The sequence below is a fragment of the Nocardiopsis alba DSM 43377 genome, assembly GCF_000341225.1.
GTDB lineage: Bacteria > Actinomycetota > Actinomycetes > Streptosporangiales > Streptosporangiaceae > Nocardiopsis > Nocardiopsis alba.
In genome coordinates this window covers 158,398-171,476 of sequence record NZ_ANAC01000001.1, presented here as the reverse complement: position 1 = coordinate 171,476, position 13,079 = coordinate 158,398, and the positions used below count along the sequence as shown (strand labels likewise).

Sequence of the window (13,079 nt, the reverse complement as noted above, 5' to 3'; positions counted from 1 at the left end):
CACGGCGGCCCTTCGCGTTCACCAGTCGGTGGCGGTGAGGAGACGGCGTTCGAGTTCGGGGGCGAGGGTGCGCATGTAGGTGGTGGTGATGTGGCCGCCGTCCCAGAAGACCAGCACGTTGCCGACCACGGGGCGGCACAGGTCGGGGTCGCACACCAGGTCGGTGAGGTCGAGGGTGGACACGTTGTCGGGAAGGGCGGCGTCTTCGAGGGGCGAGGTCCGCGCCATCGAATCCTCGGGGGCCGCCGTGCACTCCGAGGGTTCGTCGGTGGCCAGGCATTCGGGGACGTCGAACCCCGGGCGTGGGGTGTCCCGGACCGCGACCACCTCGATCTCCAGGTCGTCGAGTTCGCGCCAACGGTCGACGTAGCCGTCCACCAGCGTCTCCTCCCCGAACCCGGCCGAGGTGTCGAGGCTGGTGGTGGTTCCGGTGGTGAACACGGCGTCCGGGCGCAGGTCGGCGAGTTCGTCCATCACGCCGCGGTTCCATTCGGCACACTCGGTGTAGGGCTCGCCCCGGTAGCGCTGCGGCTCGTCGGTGAACAGGCACGCCCCCTTGACGATGTTGACGAGTCTCCAGCCGTGCCGGTCCGCGATCTCTTCCAGGGCCGGGAACCAGTGGGCCGCGTGGGAGCCTCCCACCAGGGCGACGGTGCGGTCGGCGTCCTCTTCTCCGTATTCGCAGGTGATGACCTCGGTACCGGCGATCGTCTGGTTGCAGCCCTCCTCGTAGGTGACGGGGACGTCCTGGTCGGCCGAGGCCGGGTCCGGAAGAACCGGGTCGGGATAGGAGGAACGTTCTCCGTCGACCAGTTCGACGGCCCCCGGGTAGCGCAGGGGATCGCCGATCAGCTCCTCCAGACGGCGCTGTTCGGCGTCCATCCGGGCCGTCCAGGCACCGGTGACCGTCAGCAACGGCAATAGGCAGGCCAGGGCCAGGGCCGGGGCCCGTACCCGAGCGGGCCGACCGCCGCCGGCGTGGACGAGGACGACCAGCCGATCGGCGATGGGCGTGGTCACGGCGGCCAAGGCCACCGAGAGGGCCAGGACCAAGGCCCCGCCGAACGGGCTCGCCAGGGTGCGCCCGGTGTACTCCAGATAGAACACCAGGATCGGCCAGTGCCACAGGTAGAGCGCGTACGAGATCGAGCCGAGGTAGCGCATCGGACGCGGCGTGAGCAGCCGGTCGGCCCCCAGGCGGGAGCCGGTGGTGCCGGCGGCGATGATCGCGACCGCCGCCAGAGTGGGCCACAGCGCGGCGTATCCGGGAAAGACCGTGGACACCTGGAGGAGCACCCCACAGGAGACCAGGGCGACCAACCCGGCCCATCCCAGGATGAGTCGCGCCGTCCTGGGCGGGTTCAGGAGCGGTACCGCGAGGGCCAGAAGGCCGCCGAGCGCGAACTCCCACAACCGGGCCCCGGTGTCGAAGTAGGCCCAGGCCTGATCCGCCCGGGTCACGACCACCGAATAGGCGAGCGACAGGGCGAACACCGCGACCAGCACCGCGACCAGCACTCGACGCGGTGCCCGTCCTCGCCGGTGCGCCCACCAGGCGGCCAGGCCGACGACCAGGGGCCAGAGCAGGTAGAACTGCCCTTGGACGGACAGTGACCAGAAGTGTTGGAAGGGGCTGACGGCCGTGTCCCGCGCCAGGTAGTCGACCGCGTTCCGGGCCAGGGCCCAGTTCTCGTGATAGAGGGCGGAGGCGACGGCCTCGGTGAGGGTCTCGCGCCATCGGGGCTCCGGCAGGAACAGCCGGGCCCCGACGAGCGTCACCGCGATCACCAGGACCGCGGTGGGGACCAGCCGACCGGCCAGCCGGGAGAGGAAGGCTCCAAGGCGGATCCGTCCGTCGCGTTCGACCGCGCGTATCAGGGAACCGGTGATGAGGAAGCCGGTGAGCAGCAGGAACACGTCCACGCCGCCGGAGACCCGGCCGAACCACACGTGGTAGACGGCGACGAGCAGGACGGCGACCGCCCGTAGCCCGTCGATCTCCGGTCGATGGTCGATGCGTGTGGGGGGACTGATCGTTCTCACGGGGAGCCCATGCTCACGCCCCCGGGTGACGGGCGGTCGTACTCGGAGCGACCTTCCGGCCACTCTCGGGCGAACCTCGTCAGAGACGGATGGTCTCGCGATTCGGGTCCGTGATCATCTTCGGGTCGCGGTCGCGCAGGAGGGCGACGATCGGGGCGACGGTGTCGGCCTTCTGAGCGTATTCGCCCTCTTCGGTCTTGAGCCCGACGACCTGGAAGAACAGCACCAGGCCGTTGTCGGTGTCCATGACACGGATGTCGACGTCGGGCACGATCGCGAGCGAGGTCATGTCGCCGTTGGCGGGCTCGCCGCCCAGCGGGGCGGGGGTGACGATCCAGTGGCCGACGTCCAGGGCGGTACCGGCGAGGAACTGCGAGGCGAGCGCGTGCAGGACGCGGAGGATCCACGCGGGCACGGTCTCGTCGCCGTCCTCGCGCGGGATACGGCAGGTGAACTCGAACCCGGCTCCGGAGACGCGCTTCTCCTCGCTGGTCTTCTCGCCCAGTTCGGTGAGGCCGAAGGTGACGAGGAGCCAGTGTCCCTCCAGGGGGTAGGCGAGCACCCCGTTCAGGCCCTCCGTGGAGCCGTCGGCGGCGAACTGGACGGTCAACGGACGCACGTCCGGGTACTTCTCCGCCCATCCCTCGTAGATCCGGGTGAGTCCGGGAAGGATCTCCAGCATCGTGTGTCGCTCTCCTGCTCGATGTACGACGTCGCACCCCAGAGGATACGAGTGCCCCGGGGGCACCCCGACCGACGTGTGTGTTTCGATCATGCCCTCGGGGTGAGAGAGACCACGCGGGCCCTGAGAGACGAACGGGAAGAGGACCATGCGAGATCTGAACACTCCGTCCGGCGAGCGACCACTGCCGGTCCTGGGTCAGGGGACCTGGGGCATGGGCGAGACGGCCTCGGCGCGGGCGGACGAGGTGGCGGCGTTGCGGCACGGGCTGGACCTGGGTCTGGGGCTGATCGACACGGCCGAGATGTACGGCTCCGGCGGCTCGGAGGAGGTGGTCGGCGAGGCGATCCGTGGACGCCGGGACGAGGTGTTCCTGGTCAGCAAGGTACTACCGCACAACGCCGACCGGTCGGGCACCGTGGCCGCCTGTGAGCGGAGCCTGCGTCGCCTGGGCACCGACCACCTGGACCTGTACCTGCTGCACTGGCGTGGCGGGCACCCGTTGGAGGAGACCCTGGAGGCCTTCGCCGAGCTGCGGGACGCGGGGAAGATCGGGGCGTTCGGGGTGAGCAACCTGGACACCGACGACATGCGCGAGCTGCGTTCGATCCCCGGCGGGGAGGAATGCGCCACCGACCAGATCCTGTACAACCTCACGCGTCGGGGGCCGGAGTTCGACCTGCTCCCCTGGTGCCGTGAGCACGGGATCCCGGTGATGGCCTACTCCCCCATCGAGCAGGGGCGCCTTCTGGGCGACGAGGTGCTGGGCCGGATCGCCGAGGAGCACGGGGCCTCGCCCGCGCAGGTGGCCCTGGCCTGGATCCTGACGGACCGGAACCTGTGCGCCATTCCGAAGGCGAGCAGGGTCGAGCACGTCGAGGCCAACCGGGCGGCTCTGGACCTGCGTCTGGCCTCGGACGATCTGAGGGCCCTCGACGAGCGCTTCCCCGCTCCCACCGGGAAGGTGCCGTTGGAGATCCTCTGATCCCTCGGACGACACGGCGATGTCGGTCTTTACGAGGACCTTGCATCACCCTCCGTAGTGTGTTCCCCCTCTCCTCGACGGCAGGAGAGGGGACCGAACGGGAGATACCGAGTGAGCAGCAGTGATCCGACCGCGGCGGGGGGCGTCGTGGGGTGGGTGGTCGGCCTGATCGAGCCGTTGGGCGGCCCCGGAGTGGCACTGGCTCTGGCTCTGGAGAACCTCTTTCCGCCGATCCCCAGTGAGGCGATCCTCCCCTTGGCGGGGTTCACCGCGTCCCGCGGGGAGCTGGGGCTGGTCGAGGTGATCGTCTGGGCCACGATCGGGTCGTTGACGGGCGCCGTGATCCTCTACGGGTTGGGGGCCTGGCTGGGGCGGGAGCGTTTTCGCGCGCTCGCCGGGCGGGTGCCTCTGGTGAAGGTCTCCGACATCGACCGGACCGAGGCCTGGTTCCTGCGTCACGGCACCAAGGCCGTGTTCCTGGGTCGAATGGTGCCGGTGTTCCGTAGTTTCATCTCGATCCCGGCCGGGATCGAGCGGATGAACCCGCCCCTCTTCCTGTTCCTCACCGCTCTGGGCAGCACCCTGTGGAACACGCTCTTCATCCTGCTCGGCTACCACTTGGGCGAGCGGTGGCACCTGGTGGAGGGGTACGTCGGGATCGGATCCAAGGTGGTCCTGGGGGCGGTCGCGGTGGCGTGCGTCTGGTTCGTGGTGGCCCGGGTCAGGGAGCGTCGGCGCGCGCGAAGAGAGGGCGGTAAGGGCGGAGAGGCCCGTCCCGACGAGGAGGAGGACACATTCTCCTGTCCTTGAGGTGAGTGTCGGAGTCCCCCGAGGTCCCGTCGCGTCTTCCCGAAGCCCGTTCACGGCTCACGCCTGGTCCGGTCCGGAGCTCAGGGCCGGTTCAGGGTCCTCGTCCGTACCGGCCGCCGCCCCTCGGATCCCCAGGAGCAGGGGCACGCACAGGAAGACGAACAACCCCATGAACAGGAAGTAGACGGAGGCGTTGATCGTCAAAAGCCATCCGCCCGTCACGGGGCCCACGAAGAAACCCAGGTGGCGCAACTCGGACAGCCCGAAGTAGGTGCCTTTGCGCTCGTCCACCGCGAGTTCGTGTACGGCGATGTCGGGCAAGGGGAGCAGGATCGCCTCCCCCAGCGTCCAGAAGACGATACCGACGTACAGCAGGGCCAGGTGGACGGGGCTCAGCCAGAAGAACACGAAGGCCAGGGTGAAGGAGACGCTGCCCAGGAGAACCAACGACCGACGCGGAAGTCTCTCCGAGAGCCACATGATCGCCGGCTGGACGGCCAACGCCAGGACCGCGTTACAGATCAGGAGCAGAGCGAACAGGTACTCGGTCCGGTCCGCGTACCGCTCCCTCATGTACAGCGGGATGATCGACTCGACCTGGGAGAAGACCAGGAAGATGACGGCACCGGCCCCCACCGCCAGCAGCAGCGAACGATCGCGCAGAGCGGTGCTCACGGCCAGGGCCGAACTCGGCGGAGCCGGGCTCTTCGGCCCCTCGAGGGCGTTCAGTGAACGGCTCCTCGACAGTAGGAGCAGCAGGTACAGGAAGAACAGGAACGCCGGTACCAGGAAGAACGCCACCGGGCTGATGTTGTAGAGCACCGCGCCCACGGCGGGTCCGATGATCGCCCCCAGGCAGAGGGTGATGTAACGGACCCGGAAGATCCGACCGTCCCCGGTGTCGGCCAGGGACAGCAGCTTCTTCGTGCCGGGCTCGACCAGGGTGCGCACGGCGCCGAGCAGAAGGAGCAGCGGAACGATCGGCTCGGGGATCCCTACCAAGGCGAGCGCGGCGTAGACGGCGACGTTGGCGGCCAGACCCATGCCCATGAGTCGCACCGCCCGGGAGCGGTCCACGAGGAGGCCGCCGAACAGACCGCCCACCGCCGCGATGAGGGCGATGCCGCCGACCACCGCGCCGATCAGTGGAACGCTCAGCTCCGTTCGGTCGGACAGGTACAGCGAGGCGAACGGTAGCACCGCGAAGAAGGCCATCGAGTTCAGTAAGGCCCCCGCGATGAGGGTGCGCTCGTCCGGGCTGAACCTCCAGAGGGAACGTGTGGCCCCGCTCATGTGTCCACCTGCTCCACCAGCGGAAACGCCCGATCGCCACCGTCCTCCGGCATGCGCCGCGCGCGGACGGCGCGTTTCCCGTCGTTCATGATGGTGCGCCCGTCCGGCCGGGGGATACCGCTGTCACCGACAGCCGAGCGGTTCGTCGTCGTGGTGTGACCGGCTGTGGGCGAGGTTCGTGTGGCCGCACGAGATGAAGTACGGCCCCGACCCTCGGCTCTCGGGGAGGCGGGAAGACCATGAGGATTCTGCGCAAGAAACGCCTCCATGCCGATGGGAACTTCAAGGGGTGCCGGGATCAGCCTTGATGTTTCCCGATACGCAAGATCCAAGGCAAACACGAACCAGAATGAATATTTTTTACATTGACCTCCGACCCCGGAAACGCTATAAGCACTTTCCCGCACACATCCAGCCCCCTGAACTGGAGAAGGACTCACCACAACGCCAAGAAGGAGAGAGACCACAAGCCGAAGACCTACAACCCCCGAGAGGAAAAATGAAACGTATCGAAATTTCCTCGACAAAAACGAGCACGACCACATCCGGACGGTCCGATCAGAGGGTCGCGGCAGGGAACGAAGGATCACCGGGAGGCTCGGTGAGGTGATCCCGGTGGGTTCTCCACCGAACACCCGGGGGCGAAGTGCGCGAGTCGGCCGGTCGCGGTGGCGTGCGTCTGGTTCGTGGTGGCCCGGGTCAGGGAGCGTCGGCGCGCGCGAAGAGAGGACGGTAAGGGCGGAGAGGCCCGTCCCGACGAGGAGGAGGACACATTCTCCTGTCCTTGAGGTGAGAGTCCGGGGCGCCGCGGCGAGGGGTCTTGTCGGGCTTCGGGGAACGGTTGTAACTTTCCTCCGAGTCACACGCCCATGAAGAAAACCGCCGACAGTGCTCCGGTCGGTGTTCCCTCTCCCCTCGAACCCGCTCAAGAGGTGGATCCGTGAAGACCCCCCGACCGCGACGCCTGCGACGCGCTCTGACCACACTCACCGCCCTGGCCGCGGCCGCGCTGCTCTACGCGCCGCAGACCGCCTTGGCCGACACCCCCGATTTCGTGCCCACTCCGGCCGACACCCCCGCCGAGCGTGAGGCCGCCGACCGTCAGGCCTTGAACGACAAGCTGGCCGCCACCGCCGTCCCTCCCGGCCCGTTGAGTTTCGGGGCCGAGCCCCTGGCCGCCGCCAGGAGCGCGGCGGAACGGGCCGCCGCCGACGCCTCCTGCTCCATCACCTCCGAATCGGCCACCGCCCTGGCCCTGGCCCCGGTCTGGCCGGAGGTGTCGGCGAGTTCCCCGCTTCCGCCCTCGCCGATGACCCTGTCCCGTTACGACAACCAGTCCGGCCTCTACGATCCCGCCGGACGCGACGGGCTGTTCTTCAACCCCGGCGTGGGCCTGTGGCAGATGGACTCGGCCGGCCTGGGCACGAACAACACCGCCGGCGAGGCCATCGACTCGGTGTGGGTCTCCGACTTCGTGGTGCCCTACATCGTGAACAAGTACTGTGCCGCCCTCGAAGGCGGGGCCGCCGCCCCCGACGCCCGCGCCCGGGCGTGGGCGGACTGGAACGCCTGCCGCGGCGGAGACTGCGACACGATGTACTGGCGCGCGATGAACACCGGGATCACCTCGGACCCGTCGGTGAACCGCTATGGCGGGGCCGAGCCCCGCACCTGCACCTTCGGCGGGACCTCGTACGACTGCCTGTTCGTGGACGTCTCCAAGGCCCAAGGGGCGACCTGGTGGACCAATCCGGGAAGCGGACGCTCTCCCGTGCCGCATCCGTTCTACGTGTTCAGGGCCGGCGGCGAGGAAGTGCGCGTCTGGTTGGCCGAGGATTCCGGTCACGGAACGCACGTGAGCGTGACACGGCCGTTCGGCGGAAACGCGCGTGACTCCCTGACCTGGACCGATGGCCAGGGGGTGTGCGACACGACCGCGGGTCGTGGAGCCTGCTGATCACGGAATGTCGAATAGAACGGGCTCTGGTCTCTTATGGGACCAGAGCCCACTTTTGTTTCTCGTAGTTCCCTCGGTAACACGTAGAAGAACCGAAGGCCACGTTCCAGAAAAGGATCAATACAACCTCTATCGACCTGCGAACTTACATGTTACTTTCTTTCTCTCCCGGGGGATCCGATTGGCAGATACCGACAAAGAGGTCCTGATGCCCCATTCGACGGCACCCGCGATCGACCTGCCCGAGCTCGACTTCGACGACATGGAGGTGATGAGCGTCCGCGAGGCGGTCGCCGTCCCGGAGACCGGCGCCACCAGTGGCTCCAGCTCCTGCACCTCCACCTCGTGCTGCGGCTCCAGCAGCTGCTGCTCCGGTGGCTCCTGCGGCTGACCCGCACACGACACGGACCAACCTCCGTACCCCCGTTTCACCATCCCCACACAACCCCAGACGGAATTCGCGCTCTCTCACGGGAAAGCGTGAATTCTCCATGGGCGCACCGGCTGTATCGCGCCCACATCCCCTTCCCCCGTCCAGAAGAAGGTGCCCGATGGCCACCAAGGAAACCGCTGTTATCGACCTGCCCGAGCTCGACTTCGACGACATGGAGGTGATGAGCGTCCGCGAGGCGGTCGCCGTCCCGGAGACCGGCGCCACCAGTGGCTCCAGCTCCTGCACCTCCACCTCGTGCTGCGGCTCCAGCAGCTGCTGCTCGTCGGGATCGTGCGGCTGACCTTCTCCAAGGGCGACCCCGCTTCCGTCGGGGTCGCCCCCTCTCACCGTCCCCCACGCCCCCAGAAGAAGCAGGACGAGGGCCGCACGTGTACGCGATCAACGCCACGGACATCACCAAGGACTATGGGAAGGGAGAGGTGCTCCACGGCATCTCCTACCGGGTACCCGCCGGACGGATCGCGGCGCTGCTCGGCCCCAACGGGGCGGGTAAGACGACGCTGATCGAGATCCTCGAGGGGCACCGCGGTCGTACCTCGGGCACCGTCGAGGTACTCGGCCTCGATCCCGGTAACCGGCGCGACTTCGCCGAGCTCCGCACCAGGATGAGCGTCGTGCTCCAGCAGACCATGTTGGAGCCGGGCCTGTCGGTCCGCGACATCGTGCGCCGGCACGCCTCCTATTACCCGGACCCTCTCGACGTCGACGAGGCGCTCGCCCAGGTGGAGCTCACCGAGAAGAGGAGCGCTCTGGTCCGCTCCCTCTCCGATGGTCAGCGCCGCCGTCTCGACCTGGCGTTGGCCCTGACCGGCCGCCCCGAACTCCTCTTCCTCGACGAGCCCACCACCGGGCTCGACCCCGTCTCCCGACGTCGGATCCGCGCGCTGGTCGCCGGTCTCCGGGAGAGCGGCACCACGGTCGTGTTGACCTCGCACGACCTGGCCGAGGTACAGGAACTGGCCGACCGCGTGGACGTGATCCGCGACGGGGAGTTCATCGCCTCGGGCACCCCGGACGAGCTGGTCCGGGACTCGTCGGCCTTCACCGTGGTGGAGTTCGCCGTTCCCGAGGGGGTCGATGGACGCCTGCCCGAGGGGGCCGCGCTGGTCAACGGTCGCGCACGCATCCAGACCGACGACCAGGACGCCGTGGTCGAACGCGTGCAGACCTGGGCCCGGGACGAGGGAACGCGCATCAGCGGTCTGACGATCGTCCCGCCCAGTCTGGACGACGCCTACGTGGCGATGTTGGAGAACCGGCGACCCGAGACGGAGAGGTCCGAATGAGCACCACCGAGGCCGGGGCCCGCCGCTCGCCCCGCACGCGACGTCCGAGCAGTTTCCTGTTGCACGTGGACGGGGAGCTGAAGGAGTTCTGGCGCTCCCCCATCACCTTGGCGTTCATCGTGGCGATGCCGGTGATGTTCTACGTGGGCTTCGGGTTGGCGTTCCGTTCCCAGGCCGACGAGATCCGGCTGGTGGGCGAGCACGAGATCACCCAGGCCAATCTGAGCTTCGGCGGCATCCTGGGGTTCGCCCTGATGTCGGTGGCCTTCGCCAACGTCGCCATCGGGTTGGCGATCCGACGCCACCACGGTCTGTTCAAGCGTTTCCGCACCACCCCGGTGAGTCCGGCGACGGTGATGGGCGCCTATCTGGTGAACACGCTGCTCACCGCCGTGATCGTGCTGGGAGTGGTCACCGCCATCGGTCTGCTCGGTATGGGTGTGACCATCGACCCGGCGCGTATCCCGCAACTACTGGTCGCGTTGATGCTCGGCTTCGTGTGCATGGCTCCGTTGGGGGCGGCCGTCTCCCTGCTGCCGCCCAACGCCGACGCGGCGGTGCCCATGGTGAACGGCATCTTCTTCCCCGCCGCCTTCCTGGCCGGAGGGTTCGTCATCCTGCCCTTGGGCGACGCGGTGAGCGCCGTGGTCGACCTGCTGCCCGGCCGTCCGCTCACCGTGCTGATCCAGGGTTCGCTCTCCGAGGCGGGTCCCGTCTGGGACTGGCCGTCGGTCTGGCTGCTGTCGGCCTGGTCGCTGGTGGGCACGGTGGTCGCGCTGCGCTGGTTCCGGTGGGCCTCCGAACGTGAGCCGCGCGGTTTCGGTTCGGCCAAGCGCCGGGCGGAGACCTCCGAGCGGGAGGACGAGGGCACGGAGGCCAAGGGTTGAGCACGCCTTCGTTCACCCTGGTGGAGGGCCCCTACCTGGTCTCCCGGGTGAACCTGTACCCCCATCGGTGGTTGCGCGCGTCCGATGAGGTGGCCCGGGAGGACTGCGCTCTGGCGCGTTCCCTCGTCGAGGAGGAGCTCGCGCGCGAGCGGCTTCGCGAGGACCTGTTGGAGGCACTGCACCGGGCCGCTCCCACTCTGGACGAGGGCGGCCCGGGTCGGGAGGGCCATCGACGCGAGGCCTTGGCTGCCAAACGCGCGGTGTTCAACCGTCGCCCGCCACGTCCGACCCTGTACGGGCATCCGGTCACCGCCGAGGTGCCCGGCCTGGCGGAGTGGACGGAGAGTCGGCGACGGTCCGAGGCCGCGGCCGCACGTATGGACGACGGTCACAAGGCCGCCCTGAGCGCCGAGCGCGCCGTCCTGGCGGAGTGGTCCCGTCATCCGTACGTGGACCGTTCGACCGCGCTGTCCAGCGCCGATCTGCATCGGGCGGTGGCGGCGCGGGCCGCCACCGACGCCGATCCGGACAAGCGGATGCGCAAGGCCGAGGCGTCGCTGGTGCGGTACTTCTCGCGCTCCACGCTGAAGGTCAGCCCGTACTCGCTGTACACGGCCGTGCACTTCGACGACCTGGAGGAGCCCTCCTCCCCCGGTCGCGCGGGCGGCCCCCTCTCCCCCTCTCCCCACGCGGATCTGCGACGACTGCTGATCCGCCAGGCCGGTCGCGCGCTGGCCGCCGACCCCGAGGCCCGCCCCGGGCTGGAGTGGGTGCTGACCGGTGGTGCCCGACGGATCACCGACGCCGAGGGCGGCCCTCTGCTCGTGGTGCGCCGTCGTCGCTGGACACCGCCCTCTTCCGGGCTGCGCGCCGAGGCGTTCGGCGAGGAGGAGGTCCGACTCCCGTTGACCGGGGCCCGGGGACGGTTCGTCGAGGCCCTGGAGAAGAGGGCGGCCACGCCGGTGCGCTGGGACCTGCTGTGCGAGGCCGTCGCCGCCGACCTCGGGTACGCCCCGGAGCAGGTGCCGTCCGTGTTGGAGCGGCTGGTCGACGTCGGGGTCCTGGTGCCCTGGGCACCCGCGCCCGAGCAGTCGCCCGGGTACGGGCGCCGCTGGCACGAACTGGCCCGGAGCCTGCCGGGCGCGACGGCCGAACGGGTGGCCTCCGCCTTCGACGCCACCGAAGAGGTCCTGTCCGGTTTCGCCGAGGCCGACGGGGCCGAACGCGCCCGTGGTGTGCGTCGACTCCAGACGGTGTGGTCGTCGGCGGTGGGTGTCGAGGGCTCGGCGACCTCGCCGGTGGTGGAGGACTGTCTGGTATCGCGAGGTGTTCCGGTGGAGCGCCCCGTGACGCGACGGTGGTCGGCCGACCTGGAACGACTGATGCCGTTGCTGTTCGCCTTGGACGATCAGCGCGTGCTCTCCGGCGCCCTCGAGCAGGTGTTCGTGGCCCACTACGGGCGGGGCGGACGCTGCTCCGACCTGGACGCCTTCACCCAGCACGCCCGGGCCGCCTTCCCCCTCACCCAACGGCTCATGGGAGGCGATCCCGCCGCCCTGGCCGACGCGGACGAGGGTCTGCGGCGGGTGCTGGCCGCGCGGGCTCGCGCGGTCGACCATCTGGTGGGGCTGGGACGTTCCGACGCGGAGCGGGTGGAGGTCGACCCGGCGACGGTGGACGAGGTGGCGTCGCTGCTGCCCGAACGCGAGTTCCTCGCCCGCCGTTCCTTCGCGGTGTTCGGCCAGGCCCTGACCTCGGAGCGGACGGAGCACGACGACCGTCTGGTGATCAACCACGTCTACGGCGGTCGGGCCCGCTACTTCAGCCGTTTCCTCGGGCACCTGCCGGAAGAGGTCCGCGCCCGGGTCGCCGAGCACGTGGGCCGGCTCGGGCCGGAGGACTCCGACACCGTGCACATGCGGTCGGCCCTGGGCTTCAACGCCAACCTGTCCCCGGCCCTGGCCGGGGAGGAGGTGGCGCTGCGCGACGAGCCGACCCTGTCCCCCGGTCCGGCCACCCGCGACCTCGCCCTGGTCCACACACCGAACGGGCTCCGTCTCGTCCGGTCCGACGGGTCCGGGATCGACCCGGTCTACACCGGTTTCCTGGTCCCCCACGCGCTGCCCTACGACGAGATGCTCGTGGCGATGGTGGCGGACTCCCCGTTCTTCTCCTTCGGCGATCTCAGCATCGACCTGCACGAACGATGGACCGAGCGGAACGGGAGGGGTGAGGCGCCGAGGATCGATTTCGGTTCGCTCACCCTCTTCCGTCGCCGTTGGGGCCTGGACACGTCGATGTTCACCGCCCGTGACGGCGAGTCACAGGCCGGACTGTACCGGCGGGTGAACGTCGAACGTCTGCGTCGGGGGCTGCCCGACGAGGTGTTCGTCCGGCCCCTCCAGGGGTCCAGGCTCGGTCCGCTGGAGCGGGCCATGGCCCCCAAACCGCAGCACGTGGACTTCCTGAGCCGGCTGCACACCACGACCGCCGCCAAACGGCTGGCCCATCTGGGCCCGACCCTGATGGCGGAGGAACTGTCCCCGCACCCGGCCACCTCGGGGGTCGACAGCCCCGATGGTCGGCACGCGGCCGAGGTCTTCCTCGAACTCTCCACGGTCCCCGGCGCTCCCGGAACCGTGCGTCCCCCAGAGAACCCCCAGGCGAAGCGAGGCTGACCCC

The 13,079-nt window shown here is 69.2% G+C and carries 11 protein-coding genes; 8 read left to right on the top strand and 3 right to left on the bottom strand.

Going from position 1 to position 13,079, the window contains the following annotated elements:
* Positions 1–18: 18 nt before the first annotated feature.
* Complete coding sequence (locus tag D451_RS0100745) at positions 19–2,043, bottom strand: acyltransferase family protein (RefSeq protein WP_017533070.1); 2,025 nt, start codon at positions 2,041–2,043, stop codon at positions 19–21.
* A 79-nt stretch (positions 2,044–2,122) separates the two neighbouring features.
* Positions 2,123–2,725 carry a suppressor of fused domain protein gene (locus D451_RS0100740; protein WP_026124716.1) on the bottom strand — a complete coding sequence of 201 codons (603 nt, stop codon included), beginning with the start codon at positions 2,723–2,725 and terminating at the stop codon, positions 2,123–2,125.
* A 148-nt stretch (positions 2,726–2,873) separates the two neighbouring features.
* Here D451_RS0100740 and D451_RS0100735 point away from each other — a divergent pair, with 148 nt between their 5' ends.
* Positions 2,874–3,710, top strand: coding sequence for an aldo/keto reductase (locus D451_RS0100735; RefSeq protein ID WP_017533069.1), 837 nt, complete (start codon positions 2,874–2,876; stop codon positions 3,708–3,710).
* Between the two features lie 111 nt (positions 3,711–3,821).
* Positions 3,822–4,520, top strand: a complete 699-nt coding sequence (locus D451_RS0100730) for a DedA family protein (protein WP_017533068.1) — start codon at positions 3,822–3,824, stop codon at positions 4,518–4,520.
* Positions 4,521–4,577: 57 nt separating this feature from the next.
* Here the strand turns inward: D451_RS0100730 and D451_RS0100725 are convergent, their stop codons facing one another.
* Complete coding sequence (locus D451_RS0100725) at positions 4,578–5,813, bottom strand: MFS transporter (RefSeq protein ID WP_017533067.1); 1,236 nt, start codon at positions 5,811–5,813, stop codon at positions 4,578–4,580.
* 940 nt (positions 5,814–6,753) lie between these two features.
* On the opposite strand from D451_RS0100725, the gene D451_RS0100720 reads away from it, so the two are divergent.
* The 6 genes from D451_RS0100720 to D451_RS0100695 all read left to right on the top strand — a co-directional run bounded on the left by D451_RS0100720 (position 6,754) and on the right by D451_RS0100695 (position 13,075).
* Positions 6,754–7,770, top strand: a complete 1,017-nt coding sequence (locus tag D451_RS0100720; RefSeq protein ID WP_017533066.1) for a hypothetical protein — start codon at positions 6,754–6,756, stop codon at positions 7,768–7,770.
* A gap of 208 nt (positions 7,771–7,978) precedes the next feature.
* Positions 7,979–8,161: a thiazolylpeptide-type bacteriocin gene (locus D451_RS0100715; protein ID WP_017533065.1), complete on the top strand. Its 183-nt coding sequence runs from the start codon at positions 7,979–7,981 to the stop codon at positions 8,159–8,161.
* A gap of 160 nt (positions 8,162–8,321) precedes the next feature.
* The gene (locus D451_RS0100710; protein ID WP_017533064.1) at positions 8,322–8,504 is read left to right on the top strand and encodes a thiazolylpeptide-type bacteriocin; all 183 of its coding nucleotides are present in this window, start codon (positions 8,322–8,324) and stop codon (positions 8,502–8,504) included.
* Positions 8,505–8,592: 88 nt separating this feature from the next.
* The gene (locus D451_RS0100705; RefSeq protein WP_017533063.1) at positions 8,593–9,510 is read left to right on the top strand and encodes an ABC transporter ATP-binding protein; all 918 of its coding nucleotides are present in this window, start codon (positions 8,593–8,595) and stop codon (positions 9,508–9,510) included.
* Positions 9,507–10,397 (top strand): ABC transporter permease, encoded by an 891-nt coding sequence (locus D451_RS0100700; RefSeq protein ID WP_014912034.1) that lies wholly within the window; start codon positions 9,507–9,509, stop codon positions 10,395–10,397. The genes D451_RS0100705 and D451_RS0100700 overlap by 4 nt, the downstream gene beginning before the upstream one ends.
* Positions 10,394–13,075, top strand: a complete 2,682-nt coding sequence (locus D451_RS0100695; RefSeq protein WP_017533062.1) for a lantibiotic dehydratase — start codon at positions 10,394–10,396, stop codon at positions 13,073–13,075. The genes D451_RS0100700 and D451_RS0100695 overlap by 4 nt, the downstream gene beginning before the upstream one ends.
* Positions 13,076–13,079 lie beyond the last annotated feature (4 nt).